Source organism: Rhodospirillales bacterium (assembly GCA_016712595.1).
Lineage (GTDB): Bacteria > Pseudomonadota > Alphaproteobacteria > Rhodospirillales > Defluviicoccaceae > Defluviicoccus.
Genome location: JADJQT010000002.1, coordinates 209412 through 225795, shown reverse-complemented (window position 1 = coordinate 225795; position 16384 = coordinate 209412). Strand labels below are relative to the sequence as shown.

Here is a 16384-nt window from a genome sequence, read left to right as displayed (position 1 = left end):
CTGCCACGGTCCGGACGGCGCTTGCGGTCACAAACCCGTCTATCGCCGGGATCACATACCGAGCCATGCACACGCCGCGTCGAGCGTCTGTGTCGCATCGCCCGAGGAATCGAGGCGCCACCAGTCGATGTCGCCGAGATCGTAGGCAAGCTGCAGACGAACAACCTCCGGTGTGGCGTCGGAAACGTTGTTCCGTCGGCCGGCGACCCGCTGCTCGAGCAGTCCGGAGGCGGCGTTCAACCAGATGCCATGAAAGGCGACGCCGGCCAGCCGGGCGACCTCGGCGATCGCTGCTCGCTCCTCGGGCCGGGCGAACACGGCATCGGCGATGACCGGACAGCCGGCGGCGAGCGCCCGCCGCGCTTCGTCGAACACGGCCTCGTAGGTCCGCCTGCCCATCGCCTCGCTGTAGTCGTGAGTTCCGAGGCGGGTGCCGAGCGCGACGCCGGCCAGCCGCTTGCGGGTGGAATCCGTACGCACGACGCGGGCGCCGGGAGCTGGGCCGAGGCGCGGCGCCAGCTCGCGTGCCAGTCGCGACTTGCCGGAACCGGACAGGCCGCCGACAGCGATCAGGCACGGGTGCGGCTCGGCCAGGACGTCGAACGCAAGATCAAGATAGCGGCGCGCCGATCGCGCCCGTTCATCCGCCTGCCCCGCGCTCGACTGGCTGGCGGCGGCGAGTGCCTCGATGTGGCTGCGAATGGCGGCGCGCATCGATAGGAACAGCGGCAGCGCCGCGAGGCCCGAAACGTCGCCGCTCCCATCACCGGTGTTATCGAGATAGCGGTTGAGCACGATGCTGGCGAGCAGCGGGTACCCGCAGAAATGCAGGTCCATCACCAGGAAGGCGAGGTCGTAGAGCACATCGATCGCGGCGAAGGACGGATCGAACTCGATGGCGTCGAAAAGCACTGCGTGACCGTTGTGGACAACGATGTTGCGCAAGTGGAGATCGCCGTGGCAGTGGCGGACGAACCCCTCGTCTCGCCGATGATCGAGCAAGGGGGCCAGGCGCACGAAGGCGCGCTGCGACGCATCGACGAGCCTGCGCGCCTTGGCAGGATCGAGGATCGCCGCATCGGCGCTCTCGAAACAGGTCCGGTTGCCGTCCAGCACCCGGGCGACACCATCTGCACCGCCGTCGGCCGGTCGGCGCTCGGCACTGTCGTGAAAGCGCGCGATCGCATCGGCGAGGCTTTCCATGGCGAAGCGATCAAGCCTGCCGGCGGCGGCCAGCCGGTCAAACAGCGCCTCCTGATCGAACCGGCGCAGCTTCACCACCCAGTCGACAATTTCTCCCTCGCCGCCGAGCGCCAGCCCGCCATTCGATCGGCGCACGATCGGAATGACGCCGCGGTAGAGGTCGGGCGCCGTCCTGCAGTTGACCTCAACCTCGGCCTCGCAGAACCGTCGACGTCGCTCGCAGGTCGAATAATCGAGATAAGGAAACCGGACGGCCCGCTTCAGTTTATAGACCTGATCGCCGACCAGAAACAGCACCGAGGCATGGGTATCGATGCGCTCGACCGGCCTTGGCTCGATACCGGCTTCGGCATAGGTGTCCGGACGCGAGAGAAACGCCACCACTTCGCTCTGGTTCTCGACGATCATCGCCGCCCCTGCGCCTCAATCGCACACCGATACCGGTATCCACGCCTGTTATCCACCCGCGCGGGGCCCTCATGCAATGCGCAGGCTCAATCGAACGCCCGCCTGGGTTCGGCAACGCCGCAGGGGTCCTCGTGGATCAGCACCTCGGCATTCGGGAAGGCGCGTTCGACGTCGCGCATGACCGCGTCGGCGATGACGTGCGCATCGATGAGTGTCAGGTTGCCGTCGAGCTCGAGGTGGAACTGGATGAACGCCTGGGTGCCGGACGAACGGGTGCGCAGGTCATGAACGTTGACAACCGAGGGATGCGAGACGGCGATGGCGCGAATGCGCGCACGGTCCGCCTCCGGTAGTTCCCGGTCCATCAACAAGTTGAAGCTCGACTGGAAGATTCCCCAGGCGCTCCAAACGATATAGGCGGCAACGGCGATGGCGAACAGCGGATCGGCGAGCGTCCAGCCAAGGTGGGTCGAGGCGAGGAGCGCGGCGATGACCCCGCTGTTGACCAGAAGGTCGGACTTGTAGTGCAAGGCGTCGGCGCCAATGGCGACCGAGGACGTCTTGCGGATTACCCAGCGCTGATAGAGAACCAGGGCCAGGGTGACGACGATCGACAGCAGCATCACCGCGATGCCGATCGTCTCGTTGCCGATCGGCGCCGGATGCGTCAGCCGGCCGACGGCCTCGATCAGGACGAACACGGCGGACCCGGCGACGAAGGCCGCCTGGCCGAGGCCGGCGAGCGGCTCGGCTTTGCCGTGTCCGAAGCGGTGCTCGCGATCGGCGGGAACACCCGCCTGGCGGATGGCGATCAGGTTGATCAGCGACGCGGCGAAATCGAGCATCGAATCGATCAGCGTCGAGAGCAAGCTGACCGAGTCCGTCACGGCATAGGCAAGGCCCTTGGCGCCGATCAGTCCGACGGCGACCAGGACGGATGCCACGGCGGCGATCGTCTTCAGCCGGTGCGCGCGCGCCGCCCCGGCACCGGCGTTGCTCGTACTGCTGCCCGGCACCGCGCTGATGCCCTCCATCAGGGAAACAGTTCCTCGACCGCCCATCCATCCCCCGAGCGCGCGAAGACGAAGCGCATGTGCAGGCGGAACGACCGATCCTGCCAGAATTCGATACGTTCCGGCACAACGCGGAATCCCGACCAGTGGGGCGGGCGCGGCACCTCGCCGAGGTGAAACTTCGCGGTATATCGGGCGACTTGCGCCTCTAGCTCGAAGCGCCCGATCAGCGGTTGCGACTGTCGCGATGCCCAGGCGCCGATCTGGCTGATGCGCGCCCGGGTTGCAAAATAGGCATCCGCCTCGGCAGTGGAGACCGCCTCGACCGGTCCTTCGACACGCACCTGCCGGCGCAGCGATTTCCAGTGAAAGCACAGGGCCGCCCGCGGATGCGCCGCGAGTTCGCGTCCCTTGCGACTCCCGAGATTCGTATAGAAGGCAAAACCGCGCTCATCGACGCCCTTGAGCAGCACCATCCGCGCCGACGGATTGCCATCGGCGCCGACGCTCGCCAAGGTCATCGCGTTCGGATCATTCGGCTCGCTGCGCTCGGCTTCGGCGAGCCACGCTTCGAACAGCCGGATCGGATCAGTGTGTTCGTCGATGTGCATGGGGCCTCGAACGACAGCCGCTTGTAGGGCGGCTGCGGTTTGCGCGGAAGACTGACGCCGCGGAACGCAACTTGGACCTTACCACGTTCAGCTTTCCCCGCCACCCGCTACGCACGAAATGGACGTGGCGCACCACCGAAACGCCGGGCGTTCCGGTTGTAGCATGGGTTCCGCCTAGACAGTGGCAAGAGCATGGAAACCGGGTTCAAGCGGAACGTCGGCGGGACGGACATTGAGCGCGGTAACGCAAGCCGCAGGCGGACCCTGCCGGCAGGCGCTCACCATCGCTTCGATGTCGTCAGACGGACCGGAGAACAGCGCTTCGACCGATCCGTCGCTGCGGTTGCGCACCCAGCCGGACAGACGCCGGCGGATCGCCTCCTGCACCGTCCACCCCCGGTACCATACGCCCTGCACCCGCCCCTCGATCCGCACGAGCACCGCTTTCATCGGCGCATCGTTACTGCCGTTCATCGCCCTGCTCCCTGGCATTGCGACGCCCGCGCATGCGTTGCCTCACACGCGCTTACGCTGCGTCGTTCGAATTGGGCGCGCTCATGCCGCGACGGCGCTTGCCGACGACAAGGCGAGAAAGCTCGCCGCCGCGCGCAGATCCGCGGCGATGCTCCGTCGTCGCCGCTCGGCCTCGGCGTCAACTCCCCAGCGCCCGGCCTGGTACTGCTCGTCGAGCGTCGCGGCGGCAAACGCGCCGTCGGCATCGATGGTCCGCTCGACGAGCGCAAGGCCGATGATCAGCGAGCCGCTGGCCTCGACAGCGCACGAAAGCGCGGTGAGCTCTATAGGTCCGATGGCGTCAACGGCGCGGCGCAGCCCCTCCAGCGACGCCGCCGGCTGATCGATGGGCAGAACCCCGCTGCCGACGCGCAACGGCGCGGCGAAGCGCTCGCCCGCCCAGTCGACCAGCGGCTGCCAGACGCGCGCCTGCAGCAGGACGAGGTCCTGCGGTTCCGCCGCCCGATAGCAAAGAAGGTCTGATGCGCCGTAGGCGACGATGGCATCGATCACCGCCGCCCGCCTGGGCACCATGCGCTCCCCGGCGGTCGCGGCGAGGCGGGTCAACGGCATGTCGTCCATGCGCAGCGTCTCGCCCTGCCCCAGCCATTCATTGGCGATCGCGGCAGCAAGCGCCGCCGTCGGCACGCGCAGCACATTGCCTTCCGGAGTCTTCAGCGGCCGGCCGTCGAGAAGCACGCCGAACGCGCCGGCCGACGGGGCCAGCGCAACGGTGCGATAAAAGCGTTTCGCCGGGCGCATCAGCACGGAAACCGCGACAGAGGATGTACACGCTCCACGCGGCTCATTCGACCGCCTTGACCGCGATCGACTTCGCGGGCGCCGGCTGGAGTTTCGGCATGGTGATCCGCAACAGGCCCTCCTTTAATTCCGCTTCGATCTTATCGCCATCGATCGCCTCGGACAGCGTAAATGCGCGCTGGTAGTCACCCTCGCGATAATCGCGATGCGTCGGGGCGTAGCCTTCCGGCTTGGTGGCGTGGCTCCGCCCGGTGATCGTCAGCACCCGCTTATCCAGGGTAACGCCAAGGCCGCCTGCGTCGCAGCCCGGCATCTCAAGGCTGATGACCAGCGCGTCCTTCGTCTCGAAGATGTCGGCAACCGGCGCGAAGACGGGGCCGTTGCGCGTGCTTTCCGCGCCGGTCTCGCTGGCGCGGGAACTGGAAGTAACCTCGGTCATGGGAACGTTCCTTTCCTGCTCGCCCCTGTCGCTCAGACTTGGGTGATCGCAATCTTGCGCGGCCGATCACTGGCCGGTCGCGGCAGCTCGATGCTGAGGATACCACTGCTCGCCGAGGCCCTGACCCGCTCGGCATCGACGGCGTAGGGCAGCTCGATTGTTCGGGCGAAGGGTCCGAACACGCGCTCGCGTCGGTGGTAGCTGGCCCCGCCATCGCGGGGGTCGGCATCGCGGCGACCCTTGATCGTCAATGTGTTCTGATGCACCGTCAGATCGATCGCATCCAGGCTGACACCGGGAATTTCCGCGGTGATGATGATGCCCTCGGCGCTCCGCCAGATATTAACCGGCGGGAATTCAGCCGATGCCGTCGAGTGCTGATCGCCGAAAGCCCGGTTGATTTCCTCCTGGATGCGCCGCAGTGCCGCCAGCGGCTCACCTCCCCATAACTCCGCACCCGGGTGGTATCTGATCATTTCGTCCTCCTTGCCATCGGACGGGTCCCGACAGCGCCGCAGCGGAACGCCGCACCGCGCCGAAGATCGCCGCGGGAGATGTAGGAGACGAACTTTGCCGGCTCAACCCCGCCGCCCACCCGGTGGCCCACCCGATGGCCTACCCGAGGGTCCGCGACGCCCGGGCGGTCGGCGCGGCGATCTCGGTCGCGCCGCTTCGTCGCCCCAGTGCGGCTGAGCTTCGGCGACGGCATGCTCCGAAAAGCCGAAAAACCGCCAAGTCGCGCGCATATGGGGCGGGAGCGGCGCAGTAACGGTGATCTCGCCGCCGCCGGGGTGGGTGAAGCGGACGCTGCGGGCAAGCAGATGCAGCCTCTCGCCCAGCCCTTCGCTTTCGAGGAACGCCGCCGCGCCGCCATACTTCCCGTCGCCGAGAATGGGCGTGCCGATGAGCGCGCAGTGGGCACGGAGCTGATGCGTTCGTCCGGTGTGCGGCTCGAGCGCCAGCCAGGTGGCGTTCCGCCCGGCGCGCTCGACAACGCGGTAGTCGGTGATCGCCGGACGGCCGTCGTCGTCGGCGCCGACGCGCTCGCCAACCGCGCCGAAGTGTTTGGCCAAAGCCTGGTCGATCCGTCCGGCGGCGGCGGCGGGCAGGCCGACGACGACCGCCCAATAAAGCTTGCGCACGGTCCCCTGGCGAAACGCCGCCGTCAGGCGGGCGGCGGCCACGGCCGTGCGCGCGAGAACCAGCGCGCCAGCGGTGTCCTTATCGAGGCGGTGCACCAGCCGTGGCCGTTCGGCCCCGAAACGCAAGGCGTCCAGCATGCCGTCGAGATGCCGGGACGTCTTGGTGCCGCCCTGCACGGCAAGCCCCGCCGGCTTGTCGATGACCAGCACCTCGGCATCGCGATAAAGGATGCGCGCCTCGAGATCGGCAGCCTCATCCCGACTAAGGCGCAGCGCCCGTGGCTGAGCCGTGGTGTCGGCGATGAGCGCCGAGGGCGGGACGCGAATGCGCTGCCCCGCTTCCAGGCGGTCACCCGACTTGGCGCGGTGGCCGTCGACGCGCACCTGTCCGGTTCGCAGCAGCTTTTCGAGCTGGCCGTGGCCGGTGTGGGGATAGTGGCGCTTGAACCAGCGATCGAGTCGCTGGCCGGCCTCGTCCTCGCCGATGCGGACGGGTTCCGCCCGCCCGTCCGGGGCTGCCACGGCCTCATCAGGCTCGAGCGCATCAGGCTCGGGCGTATCGGGCTCGGGCATCGGATCGGTGGTCATTGTCCTCCCTTCTCCCGGCGCAGGCGCTCCCAATAAGCGAGACGCTCGGTGATCTGACGCTCGAAGCCACGTGGGCTCGGATGGTAAAGCCGCTGGCGTTCGAGACCGTCGGGGAAATAGTTCTGCCCGGAAAAGGCATCGTCCTGATCGTGGTCGTACGCATAGCCCTGGCCGTAACCGAGGTCCTGCATCAGCCGCGTCGGCGCGTTGAGGATATGCTTGGGCGGCATCAGCGAGCCGTTCTCGCGCGCGAGGCGCCTTGCGGCGCCGGCGGCCCGGTACGCCGCGTTCGACTTCGGCGCGCTGCCGAGATAGATCACGCACTGGACCAGCGCCAGCTCCCCTTCGGGCGATCCCAGCCGCTCGTACGCCTGCCACGCCGCCAGCGCCTGGACCAGCGCCTGTGGGTCGGCAAGGCCGATATCCTCCACCGCGAAGCGGACGAGGCGGCGGGCGATGTAGTGCGGGTCCTCGCCACCAGCGATCATGCGGGCGAACCAATAGAGCGCGGCATCGGTGTCGGAGCCGCGCAGCGATTTGTGCAGCGCGCTGATCAGGTTGTAGTGGCCTTCCTGCGCCTTGTCGTAGACCGGCATCCGCCGCTGGACGATCTCGCTGAGGCGGGCAGCATCGATCGTTGGCTTCGCCGGCAGGTCGGCCAGGACCTCGACGAGGTTGAGCAGGTAGCGGCCATCGCCATCAGCGATCGCCCGCAACGCCGCGCGGGCATCGGTATCGAGCGGCAACGTCCGGCCGAGAACCCGCTCGGCGCGTTCGAGCAATTGTTCCAGCGCCGGATCGTCGAGCCGGTCGAGCACCAGCACGCGGCAGCGCGACAGCAGCGGCGCGTTCAGCTCGAATGACGGATTTTCGGTCGTCGCACCGACGAGAATGACCGTGCCATTCTCGACGTACGGTAGAAATCCGTCCTGCTGCGCGCGGTTGAAGCGATGGATCTCGTCGATGAACAAAAGGGTGCCGCGGCCGTCGCGGCGACGAAGCTCGGCGGCATCGAAGACCTTGCGCAGGTCGGCCACCCCCGAGAATACCGCCGACATCGGCACGAACTCGAGGTCGGTTTGCGCGGCGAGTAGGCGGGCGATCGTCGTCTTGCCACACCCGGGCGGGCCCCAGAGGATCATCGAGCCGACGTGGCCAGTGGCCAGCATCCGCCCGATCGGAGCGTCCGCCGCGAGCAGGTGATCTTGCCCGACGACGTCGGCCAACGCGGCCGGACGCAGGCGGTCGGCGAGGGGCTGCGGCGCCAGCGCGCCGAACAACGAGGGCGCGTTGCCGGCCGCCGGTTTCTTCATTGTCAGTCGCCGACGATAACGCTGAGCTTCTGATCGCCGCGGCCGATGACGATCTGCCAACGCCCGGCGCGCCGGTCCATCTGCCGGCGCAGCGCGGTAGTGGACGCCGGCGCCTCGCCGTTGACCGAGACGATCCGATCGCCAACCTGCAGGCCGAGCCGGTCTGCCGGGCTCGATGATTCGATCTCAGTGACGACGATCCCCTTATCGTGGCGGCCGAGGCCCATTTCGTCGGCCACCGCCGGCGAAAGATTGGCGATCGTCGCGCCGGCCAGCGGTTGCGATCCGCTGAGCTTGAGCGCCGCGCGCGGCGGATCCTCCGGCGGCTTTTGCACCGGCATCGTCACCGAACGCTCCTTGCCATCGCGCCATAAGGTCACAACGGCAGACCCGCCGATCGGCAGCGTCGCCACGCGATAACGCAAGGCCTGCGGATCGTCGACGGTTCGCCCGTTGATGGCGAGGACGACGTCCCCGGTGCGGATGCCGGCATCATCGGCCGGACCACCAGGGTAAATTTCCTCGACAAGAACACCCTCGGGGCGTGGCAGGCCCAGCGCATGGGCGACGTCGCCGTTCACTTCCCGCCCCCAGGCGCCGATCCACGGCCGCTCGATCCGTCCGTAGCGGGTAAAGCCGTCGACCACCAGCCGCACCATGTTCGCCGGAATGGCGAAGCCGATGCCGAGCGAACCGCCGGTGCGCGAATAGATCGCGGTATTGATGCCGACCAGCCGGCCCTGCATGTCGACCAGGGCTCCGCCGGAGTTGCCCGGATTGATCGCCGCGTCGGTCTGGATGAAGAAATTGACGTCGGCGATGCCGACCCTCGTCTGGGCTTCGGCGGACACGATACCGCTGGTCACCGTCTGGCCGACACCGAAGGGATTGCCGATGGCGAGGACGAGATCCCCGACCTCGACCGTGTCGGAATCGCGAAACGCGACCGTCGGCAGCCGATCTCCGCCGACGTCGATCTTGAGCACGGCAAGATCGGTGCGCTCGTCCGAGCCGACGACCTTGGCGGCATACTCGCGGCGGTCGGCGAGAACGACGGTGATTTCGTCGGCACCGGCGACGACGTGATGGTTGGTCACGATGATCCCGTCGGCGCCGACAATGACGCCCGATCCCAGCGAGTTCTCGACCCGCTGTTTCGGCATGCCGAACGGCGTGCCGCTGCCGAAGAACTGTCGAAAGAACGGATCGTCGAACAACGGCGAGCCGCGCGCCTGCACGATCCTGCGACTGTAGATATTGACGACGGCGGGCGCGGCTATGCGCACGACCGGCGCGAACGACAGCTCGATCTGCTGGCGGGACTCGGGAACGGCCTGCGCGAAAGCGTCGTTTGCGCCGCTCAAATCCGAAGCTGCGATGAGCGCTGCCGACAACAACGACAGCAGCAAGCCGAAGCGGAACCGATGCCGCACGTTTCCCTCGCCCGGAACACCGTTCCGATCAGCCATCCCGACGACCACAGCCGGTCCCGCCGCCCATCGCGACGCCGCCCGCCGCTACCTGAAACCAACCGGATCGGACTGCGTCCGCGCCAGGGCCGATCCGCCCGAACCCGCACGCTCCGCTTATCCCGCTCCTCGTTCCGATCGCCCCGGGCCCGTCAAGCGCCACGTCAAGCGGCGGCGGCTTGCGCTTCCTGCATCGCCGCGTGGCGCGCCTTGTCCTCGGCGCCCTTGGCATCGACGTTGCGGTCGACGAGTTCGATAACGGCAAGCGGTGCGTTGTCGCCATAACGGAAACCGGCCTTCAGCACCCGCGTGTAGCCGCCGGGCCGTTCCTTATAGCGATCGGCCAAATCGCCGAACACCTTGCGCACCAGCCCCTCGTCTTGAAGGAAGGCGATCGCCTGGCGGCGGCGGTGCAGCCCGCCGCGTTTGCCCAGGGTGATCATCTTCTCGGCGAAGAAGCGCAGCTCCTTCGCTTTCGGAAGCGTGGTGATGATCTGTTCGTGGTTGAGCAGCGACGCCGTCATGTTGGCGAACATCGCCATCCGATGGGTGCTGGTCCGCCCAAGGTTACGTCCGCTCCGGCGGTGACGCATTGAAGGTTCTCCTGTCGATCGGAAGGCGCTGCGGCCTTAGAAGGGCTCTTCCAGCCGCTTCGCCAGCTCTTCGATGTTGTCCGGTGGCCAGTTGGGGATCTCCATGCCGAGCTGAAGCCCCATCTGCGCGAGTACTTCCTTAATCTCGTTCAGCGATTTTCTTCCGAAGTTCGGCGTCCGGAGCATGTCTGCCTCGGACTTCTGGACGAGATCGCCGATGTAGATGATGTTGTCGTTCTTCAGGCAGTTCGCCGAGCGGACCGATAGCTCGAGTTCGTCCACCTTGCGCAACAGGTTCTTGTTGAACGGCAGGTCGTCCTTGTGCTCCTCCTCGACGGCCGCCTGAGGCTCCTCGAAGTTGATGAACAACTGCAACTGATCCTGCAGGATGCGCGCGGCCAGGGCCACGGCGTCCTCCGGTCCGACCGCCCCATTGGTGACAATCTCGATCGACAGCTTGTCATGGTCGGTCACCTGCCCGACGCGGGTATTTTCCACCTTGTACGCAACCTTGCGAACCGGCGAATGGACAGCATCGATCGGAATGAGCCCGATCGGCATGTCCTCCGTTCGCGCCGCGGCGGCTGGCACGTATCCCTTGCCGTTTTCGACGACCAGTTCCATCGCCAGGTGCGCGCCCTCGTCGAGCGTGCAGATGACCATCTCGCCGTTCATCACCTCGACGTCGTGACCGGTCGTGATCATTCCGGCGGTGACCTCACCCGGACCGTCGGCGGAAATCGTCACCCGCTTCGGCCCCTCGCCGCCCATGCGCAACGCCAGGGACTTGATGTTCAAGATGATGTCGGTCACATCCTCGCGAACGCCCGGAATGGTCGAGAACTCGTGCAGAACGCCATCGATGCGCAGGGCGGTGACCGCCGCTCCCTGCAGCGACGACAGCAGAACCCGGCGCAGGGCGTTTCCGAGCGTCAACCCGAAACCACGTTCCAAAGGCTCGGCAACGATCGTCGCTACCCGTCGTGGATCGGCGCCGGGAACGACGTCGAGTTTCGTCGGCTTGATCAGAGCCTGCCAGTTCTTTTGAATCACAGAACGACCTTTCATCGCACCAACCACCATCAGCGCAGCAATGGCCGCGGCACACCTGTGCGCGACCCTGGGCTGCTCGGCCCCTCCTCCCGGGAGTGCCATGCGAGCGCCGCCTGGGCGCCCGCTCGCCACGTCGGACTAGACGCGTCGGCGCTTGCGCGGACGACAGCCGTTGTGGGGGATGGGTGTGACATCGCGAATCGCGGTAATCGTAAATCCCACCGCCTGCAACGCCCGCAAGGCCGACTCCCGCCCGGAGCCGGGGCCCTTGACCTCGACCTCAAGCGTCTTCATGCCGTGGTCCATTGCCTTGCGGCCGGCATCCTCGGCTGCGACCTGCGCCGCATACGGCGTGGATTTTCGCGACCCCTTAAACCCCTGCCCTCCAGCCGACGACCAAGCGATCGCGTTCCCTTGAACGTCGGTAATCGTCACCAAGGTATTGTTGAACGTCGCGTTGATGTGCGCAACGCCCGACACGATATTCCGCCGCTCTCGCCGTTTCGGGCGCTGCGTCGCCGCTTTCGCCATTCGTCAATCCTGACACGTCTATTTAGTGACTTTTTTCTTACCGGCAATGGGCTTCGCCGGCCCCTTGCGGGTCCGCGCATTGGTATGCGTTCGCTGCCCGCGAACCGGTAAGCCGCGCCGATGGCGCAGGCCGCGATAGCAGCCAAGATCCATCAGTCGCTTGATGTTCATCGCGACATCGCGCCGCAGGTCGCCCTCGACGCGATAATCGCGGTCGATCATCTCGCGAAGACGCAGCACCTCCGCGTCGGTAAGATCGGCCACCCGTCGTTCCGAGGGAACGTCGGCCTTGGTGCAGATCTCGCTCGCCGTCTTGCGTCCGATGCCATGAATGTAAGTCAGAGCGATGTCGAGCCGCTTCTGACTGGGTATGTTTACGCCAGCAACCCGTGCCACAGGGCCTCTCTTCGCTTGGGTGTTGCGATTCGCAACTGGATACCATGAAACCGCGGGGCGATAACCATAAATCCAGATTGCAACTAGTCAACTCGTAAATTATTTAACGCGTCGGCCACTTCGCGCGTGACCTCGTCGATCGAGCGCATGCCGTCGACCCTGACGACGAGATCGCGCTCGTCGTAGTAGGCGATGATCGGCTTGGTCTGCGCATAATAGGCTGCGAGCCGCTGGCGAACCGTCTCGGCGTTGTCATCCGCCCGCCGGCTGAATTCCTTGCCGCCGCAGGCGTCGCACACCCCGTCGACCACCGGCCGACTGAAGGTATCGTGATAGCCCTGGCCGCACTTGACGCAGGTGAAGCGGCCGCTGATCCGCTCGATCACCGCCTCGTCGTCGACCTCGATCGAGACGACCTGATGAAGCTTCAACCTCTTTGTCGCCAGCATTGCATCCAGGGCGCTCGCCTGAGGCAGCGTCCGCGGAAACCCGTCGAGAATGAATCCGTTCTTACAGTCGTCCTGATCCATCCGCTGGTCGATCAGCCGGATGATCATCTCGTCCGGAACCAGCTTGCCGGCGTTCATCAATGCGCCTGCTTCCCGTCCGATTGGGCTGCCGCCCGCCACCTCGGCGCGAAGCATGTCGCCGGTCGAGAGCTGCATGACGTGATAAAGATCTTGAATCCGCTTGGCCTGCGTGCCTTTGCCCGCTCCTGGCGCGCCCAAAAGTATGAGGTTCATCCGCGTCTCCCCTTGAGTTTGGCCCGTTTGATCAGGCCTTCGTATTGGTGAGCCAGCAAATGCGATTGGATCTGCGCCACCGTATCCATGGTCACGGTCACGACAATCAGCAGGCTGGTCCCACCAAAATAGAAGGGAACGGAAAACCGCGAGATCAGGATCTCGGGAAGAATGCAAACGATGGCAAGGTAGGCGGCGCCAAGGACCGTCAATCGCGTCAGGACGCGGTCCAGATAGTCCGCCGTGTTCTTGCCCGGTCGGATACCGGGCACAAAGCCGCCATACTTCTTCAGATTGTCCGCCGTCTCCGTCGGATTGAAGACGATCGCGGTGTAGAAAAACGCAAAGAAGACGATCAGGCTGACATAAAGGATCAGATAGAGTGGCTGGCCGTGACCGAGATAGACGGAAACGGTGGTCAGCCAACTCGGCCCCCGGTCGGCCATGAAGCTGATGACCGTGATCGGCATCAGCAGGATCGACGAGGCGAAGATCGGCGGGATCACTCCCGAGGTGTTGATCTTCAGCGGAAGGTGGCTGCTCTCGCCCGAGGTTACCCGCGTGCCCACCTGCCGTTTCGGGTATTGGACGACGATGCGTCGTTGCGCCCGCTCGACATAGACGACGAAATAGACTACCGCGACGATCAGCACCGCCATGCCGATGATGAACACCGCCGACAGCGCGCCCGTGCGCCCGAGTTCGAGCAGCGCCGCCAGCGAATGGGGGAACTGCGCGACGATGCCGGCGAAGATGATCAGGGAAATACCGTTGCCGATGCCGCGCGCGGTGATCTGCTCACCCAGCCACATCAGAAACATGGTGCCGCCGATCAAGGTGATGACCACGGTCATGCGAAAGAACATGCCGGGATCGATCACCGCCGAGCCGATCGACGACTGCATGCCCTCAAGACCGACGGCGAGGCCGTAACCCTGGCCGGCGGTGATCAGTACCGTCAGATAGCGGGTGTACTGGTTGATCTTCTTGCGCCCGGCCTCGCCCTCCTTTTTCAGGGATTCGAGGCTCGGCAGCACCGCCGTCATCAACTGCATGATGATCGACGCCGAGATGTACGGCATGATGTTGAGGGCGAAGATCGTCATCCGCCCCAGCGCACCGCCGGCGAACATGTTGAACATGCCAAGGATGCCGCCGGACTGGCGGGCGAAGATGTCGGCGATCACTACCGGATCGATCCCTGGCAGCGGGATGTAGGTGCCGAGTCGATAAACGATCAGCGCGCCGAGCGTAAACCAGATGCGCTTCTTGAGCTCCGTGGCCTTGCCGAAGGCCGAGAAGTTCATTTGCGCGGCAAGCTGCTCGGCGGCGGACGCCATGGTCGGATTACTCCTGCGCCGGTGCGGGCGCGCTGTCGCCGGCGTTATCGGGCTGCGCCGGCGCCGCGCCACCAGCAACGTCGACTCCGCCGCCCGCCTTTTCCACCGCGGCCACCGCCGCCTTCGAGGCGCCGGCGACGCGGATGCGCAGTGCGACGGAAATCTCGCCCTTGGCCAGCAGGCGCACGCCGTCGCGCTGCCGCTGGAACAGGCCGGCGGCCTTCATCGCCGCCTCGTCGACCGGCTGCGCCGCATCGAGGCGCCCCTGTTCGACCGCGCGCTGCAGCGCGCCGACGTTGACCACCACGTAATCGCGCCGGAAGGGATTCTTAAAGCCACGTTTCGGCAGCCGCCGGTAAAGCGGCATCTGGCCGCCTTCGAAGCCGACAAATCGCTGCCCGCCGCTGCGTGCCTTCTGACCCTTATGGCCCTTGCCGGATGTTTTGCCCAGCCCCGAGCCGATGCCGCGTCCGAGCCGCTTGCGTGGCCCGGTGGCGCCGGCGTTGTCGCTGATTTGGTTGAGCCTCATCGCGCGTTCATTTCCTCAAAGATCCGGCCGGCGTTATCGCTCAGCCGACCTCCTCCACCCGAAGCAGATGGCGGACCTTGTTGATCATGCCGCGCACGGAGGGTGTGTCCTCCAGTTCGCGCGTGCGATTCATCTTGTTCAAGCCCAGCCCCACCAGCGTTTCGCGCTGGTCGTGCCGACGGGCGATCGGGCTGCGCACCTGCGTCACCCGAACCTTGCCAGTGTTCGTCTCGCTCATCACCCTCAGCCCCGCACGCGTTCGCCGGTGGGCGTCTCGCCACGACGGGCGATAATCTCGCTGACCTTCTTACCCCGTCGCGCCGCCACGGCCCGAGGGGAGAAACAGTGGTTGAGCGCATCGAACGTCGCCTTGACCATGTTGTGCGCGTTGGACGTGCCGATCGACTTGGCGACCACGTCCTGCACGCCCATGGTCTCGAACACCGCGCGCATCGGTCCGCCGGCGATGACACCGGTTCCGGCCGGCGCCGAGCGCACGACCACGCGCCCCGCGCCGAAATGGCCTTGGACGTCATGATGGAAGGTACGTCCGTCACGCAGCGGTACCCGGATCATGCTATGCTTGGCGTGATCCGTCGCCTTGCGGATGGCTTCCGGCACCTCACGCGCCTTGCCGGTGCCGAAGCCGACGCGGCCGCGGCCATCGCCGACCACTACCAGCGCGGCGAATGAAAAGCGACGACCGCCCTTCACCACCTTGGCCACGCGGTTGATCGCCACGAGCTTGTCCTTGAGTTCCGCATCTTCCGCACTCTGCTGGGGCCGCTCGCCGCGTCTCCCGGACGGTCTACGCGCCATATCCGCGCCTCCTTAAAATGCCAAGCCGGCTTCACGCGCGGCATCGGCGAGAGCCTTGACCTGCCCGTGATAGCGATAGCCCCCGCGATCGAACACCACCGACGTAATCCCCGCAGCCAGCGCGCGTTGCGCGATCAAGGTGCCGATCTGTTGCGCCAGTGCCGCGCCGCGCGCCTTTTCCTCCGCGCGGCGGATTTCGCCTTCCATGCTGCAGGCGGCCGCCAGCGTGCGGCCGGCGCGATCGTCGATCACCTGCGCGTAGATGTGCTTGTTGGAGCGGAAGACGGACAGGCGCGGCTGGCCGCCGCTGACCTTGCGGATCCGGTAGCGGTTGCGCCGCTTGCGCCGTTCGTACAGTTGCGTCGACGTCGCCATGGCTACTTCTTCTTACCCTCTTTGCGAAGCACGTATTCGCCCTCGTACTTAATACCCTTGGCCTTGTAGGGCTCGATCGGCCGGTACGCCTTGATCTGCGACGCCGCCAATCCGACGACTTCGCGATCCGCGCCCGTCAGGACGATGTGGGTCTGGTCCGGGCACGTGATCGTCAGGCCCGCCGGCACTGGAAAGCGGATGTCGTGGCTGTAGCCCAGTTGCAGGACAAGGATATCACCCTGCATCTGCGCGCGATAGCCGACGCCGGTGATTTCCAGCTTGCGGGTAAAGCCTGCGCTCACCCCGTTGATCATGTTGGCAACCAGCGTCCGCGCCGTGCCCCACATCATTCGGGCGCGCGCCGAGGCGTCTACCGGTGAAACCCGCACCGCCTCGCCTTCGCGCTCGAGGACGACCTCGCGCATCAGCTCTCTGTCGAGCTTGCCCATCTTGCCTTCGGCGCTGAGGTGTCGGCCTTCGACCGTCACCTTGACCCCTTTCGGGATCGCCACCGGATGCTTACCGACGCGTGACATCGTCCGTT

The 16384-nt window shown here is 66.0% G+C and carries 21 protein-coding genes; all 21 read right to left on the bottom strand.

Annotation, left to right across the window (positions count from 1 at the left end):
- Positions 1-51 precede the first annotated feature (51 nt).
- Positions 52-1611, bottom strand: coding sequence for an AAA family ATPase (locus IPK66_12985; GenBank protein ID MBK8176129.1), 1560 nt, complete (start codon positions 1609-1611; stop codon positions 52-54).
- Positions 1612-1697: 86 nt separating this feature from the next.
- Positions 1698-2645 (bottom strand): cation diffusion facilitator family transporter, encoded by a 948-nt coding sequence (locus IPK66_12980; GenBank protein MBK8176128.1) that lies wholly within the window; start codon positions 2643-2645, stop codon positions 1698-1700.
- A complete protein-coding gene (pdxH, locus tag IPK66_12975; GenBank protein MBK8176127.1) occupies positions 2645-3235 on the bottom strand; it encodes a pyridoxamine 5'-phosphate oxidase in 591 nt (196 codons plus the stop codon). Before pdxH ends, IPK66_12980 begins: the two co-directional genes overlap by 1 nt.
- A 174-nt stretch (positions 3236-3409) precedes the next feature.
- On the bottom strand, positions 3410-3685 hold the full coding sequence (locus IPK66_12970) for an acylphosphatase (GenBank protein MBK8176126.1): 276 nt from the start codon (positions 3683-3685) through the stop codon (positions 3410-3412).
- A gap of 105 nt (positions 3686-3790) precedes the next feature.
- Complete coding sequence (locus IPK66_12965; GenBank protein MBK8176125.1) at positions 3791-4510, bottom strand: ATPase; 720 nt, start codon at positions 4508-4510, stop codon at positions 3791-3793.
- A 43-nt stretch (positions 4511-4553) separates the two neighbouring features.
- A complete protein-coding gene (locus IPK66_12960; protein ID MBK8176124.1) occupies positions 4554-4949 on the bottom strand; it encodes an Hsp20/alpha crystallin family protein in 396 nt (131 codons plus the stop codon).
- A gap of 32 nt (positions 4950-4981) precedes the next feature.
- The gene (locus IPK66_12955) at positions 4982-5425 is read right to left on the bottom strand and encodes an Hsp20/alpha crystallin family protein (GenBank protein MBK8176123.1); all 444 of its coding nucleotides are present in this window, start codon (positions 5423-5425) and stop codon (positions 4982-4984) included.
- Between the two features lie 102 nt (positions 5426-5527).
- Positions 5528-6664: an RluA family pseudouridine synthase gene (locus tag IPK66_12950; protein ID MBK8176122.1), complete on the bottom strand. Its 1137-nt coding sequence runs from the start codon at positions 6662-6664 to the stop codon at positions 5528-5530.
- Positions 6665-6675: 11 nt separating this feature from the next.
- Complete coding sequence (locus IPK66_12945) at positions 6676-7992, bottom strand: replication-associated recombination protein A (GenBank protein MBK8176121.1); 1317 nt, start codon at positions 7990-7992, stop codon at positions 6676-6678.
- Between the two features lie 2 nt (positions 7993-7994).
- A complete protein-coding gene (locus IPK66_12940) occupies positions 7995-9461 on the bottom strand; it encodes a DegQ family serine endoprotease (protein ID MBK8176120.1) in 1467 nt (488 codons plus the stop codon).
- A 164-nt stretch (positions 9462-9625) separates the two neighbouring features.
- Positions 9626-10054 (bottom strand): 50S ribosomal protein L17, encoded by a 429-nt coding sequence (gene rplQ, locus IPK66_12935; GenBank protein ID MBK8176119.1) that lies wholly within the window; start codon positions 10052-10054, stop codon positions 9626-9628.
- A gap of 36 nt (positions 10055-10090) precedes the next feature.
- Entirely contained in the window at positions 10091-11122 is a 1032-nt protein-coding gene (locus IPK66_12930) for a DNA-directed RNA polymerase subunit alpha (GenBank protein ID MBK8176118.1), read from the bottom strand.
- 123 nt (positions 11123-11245) lie between these two features.
- Positions 11246-11638, bottom strand: coding sequence for a 30S ribosomal protein S11 (gene rpsK, locus IPK66_12925; GenBank protein MBK8176117.1), 393 nt, complete (start codon positions 11636-11638; stop codon positions 11246-11248).
- An 18-nt stretch (positions 11639-11656) separates the two neighbouring features.
- On the bottom strand, positions 11657-12034 hold the full coding sequence (rpsM, locus tag IPK66_12920; GenBank protein MBK8176116.1) for a 30S ribosomal protein S13: 378 nt from the start codon (positions 12032-12034) through the stop codon (positions 11657-11659).
- A gap of 83 nt (positions 12035-12117) precedes the next feature.
- Positions 12118-12777 (bottom strand): adenylate kinase, encoded by a 660-nt coding sequence (locus IPK66_12915; protein ID MBK8176115.1) that lies wholly within the window; start codon positions 12775-12777, stop codon positions 12118-12120.
- Positions 12774-14117, bottom strand: a complete 1344-nt coding sequence (gene secY, locus IPK66_12910; GenBank protein ID MBK8176114.1) for a preprotein translocase subunit SecY — start codon at positions 14115-14117, stop codon at positions 12774-12776. Before secY ends, IPK66_12915 begins: the two co-directional genes overlap by 4 nt.
- A 7-nt stretch (positions 14118-14124) precedes the next feature.
- Positions 14125-14646 (bottom strand): 50S ribosomal protein L15, encoded by a 522-nt coding sequence (locus IPK66_12905; GenBank protein ID MBK8176113.1) that lies wholly within the window; start codon positions 14644-14646, stop codon positions 14125-14127.
- Between the two features lie 40 nt (positions 14647-14686).
- Positions 14687-14884: a 50S ribosomal protein L30 gene (gene rpmD, locus IPK66_12900; GenBank protein MBK8176112.1), complete on the bottom strand. Its 198-nt coding sequence runs from the start codon at positions 14882-14884 to the stop codon at positions 14687-14689.
- A gap of 5 nt (positions 14885-14889) precedes the next feature.
- A complete protein-coding gene (gene rpsE / locus IPK66_12895) occupies positions 14890-15465 on the bottom strand; it encodes a 30S ribosomal protein S5 (GenBank protein ID MBK8176111.1) in 576 nt (191 codons plus the stop codon).
- A 12-nt stretch (positions 15466-15477) separates the two neighbouring features.
- A complete protein-coding gene (gene rplR / locus IPK66_12890) occupies positions 15478-15840 on the bottom strand; it encodes a 50S ribosomal protein L18 (GenBank protein MBK8176110.1) in 363 nt (120 codons plus the stop codon).
- A 2-nt stretch (positions 15841-15842) separates the two neighbouring features.
- Complete coding sequence (gene rplF, locus IPK66_12885) at positions 15843-16376, bottom strand: 50S ribosomal protein L6 (GenBank protein ID MBK8176109.1); 534 nt, start codon at positions 16374-16376, stop codon at positions 15843-15845.
- Positions 16377-16384: the final 8 nt, after the last annotated feature.

Bases quoted from the DNA above. Each gene is read 5' to 3' on its own strand.
- rplF (MBK8176109.1), bottom strand. From the start codon at position 16,376: ATGTCACGCGTCGGTAAGCATCCGGTGGCGATCCCGAAAGGGGTCAAG.
- rpsE (MBK8176111.1), bottom strand. From the start codon at position 15,465: ATGGCGCGTAGACCGTCCGGGAGACGCGGCGAGCGGCCCCAGCAGAGT.
- IPK66_12945 (MBK8176121.1), bottom strand. From the start codon at position 7,992: ATGAAGAAACCGGCGGCCGGCAACGCGCCCTCGTTGTTCGGCGCGCTG.
- IPK66_12960 (MBK8176124.1), bottom strand. From the start codon at position 4,949: ATGACCGAGGTTACTTCCAGTTCCCGCGCCAGCGAGACCGGCGCGGAA.
- IPK66_12980 (MBK8176128.1), bottom strand. From the start codon at position 2,645: ATGGAGGGCATCAGCGCGGTGCCGGGCAGCAGTACGAGCAACGCCGGT.
- IPK66_12915 (MBK8176115.1), bottom strand. From the start codon at position 12,777: ATGAACCTCATACTTTTGGGCGCGCCAGGAGCGGGCAAAGGCACGCAG.
- rplQ (MBK8176119.1), bottom strand. From the start codon at position 10,054: ATGCGTCACCGCCGGAGCGGACGTAACCTTGGGCGGACCAGCACCCAT.
- rpsK (MBK8176117.1), bottom strand. From the start codon at position 11,638: ATGGCGAAAGCGGCGACGCAGCGCCCGAAACGGCGAGAGCGGCGGAAT.
- secY (MBK8176114.1), bottom strand. From the start codon at position 14,117: ATGGCGTCCGCCGCCGAGCAGCTTGCCGCGCAAATGAACTTCTCGGCC.
- IPK66_12930 (MBK8176118.1), bottom strand. From the start codon at position 11,122: ATGAAAGGTCGTTCTGTGATTCAAAAGAACTGGCAGGCTCTGATCAAG.
- IPK66_12985 (MBK8176129.1), bottom strand. From the start codon at position 1,611: ATGATCGTCGAGAACCAGAGCGAAGTGGTGGCGTTTCTCTCGCGTCCG.
- IPK66_12940 (MBK8176120.1), bottom strand. From the start codon at position 9,461: ATGGCTGATCGGAACGGTGTTCCGGGCGAGGGAAACGTGCGGCATCGG.
- IPK66_12955 (MBK8176123.1), bottom strand. From the start codon at position 5,425: ATGATCAGATACCACCCGGGTGCGGAGTTATGGGGAGGTGAGCCGCTG.
- rplR (MBK8176110.1), bottom strand. From the start codon at position 15,840: ATGGCGACGTCGACGCAACTGTACGAACGGCGCAAGCGGCGCAACCGC.
- IPK66_12950 (MBK8176122.1), bottom strand. From the start codon at position 6,664: ATGCCCGAGCCCGATACGCCCGAGCCTGATGCGCTCGAGCCTGATGAG.
- IPK66_12965 (MBK8176125.1), bottom strand. From the start codon at position 4,510: ATGCGCCCGGCGAAACGCTTTTATCGCACCGTTGCGCTGGCCCCGTCG.
- IPK66_12970 (MBK8176126.1), bottom strand. From the start codon at position 3,685: ATGAAAGCGGTGCTCGTGCGGATCGAGGGGCGGGTGCAGGGCGTATGG.
- pdxH (MBK8176127.1), bottom strand. From the start codon at position 3,235: ATGCACATCGACGAACACACTGATCCGATCCGGCTGTTCGAAGCGTGG.
- IPK66_12905 (MBK8176113.1), bottom strand. From the start codon at position 14,646: ATGAGGCTCAACCAAATCAGCGACAACGCCGGCGCCACCGGGCCACGC.
- rpmD (MBK8176112.1), bottom strand. From the start codon at position 14,884: ATGAGCGAGACGAACACTGGCAAGGTTCGGGTGACGCAGGTGCGCAGC.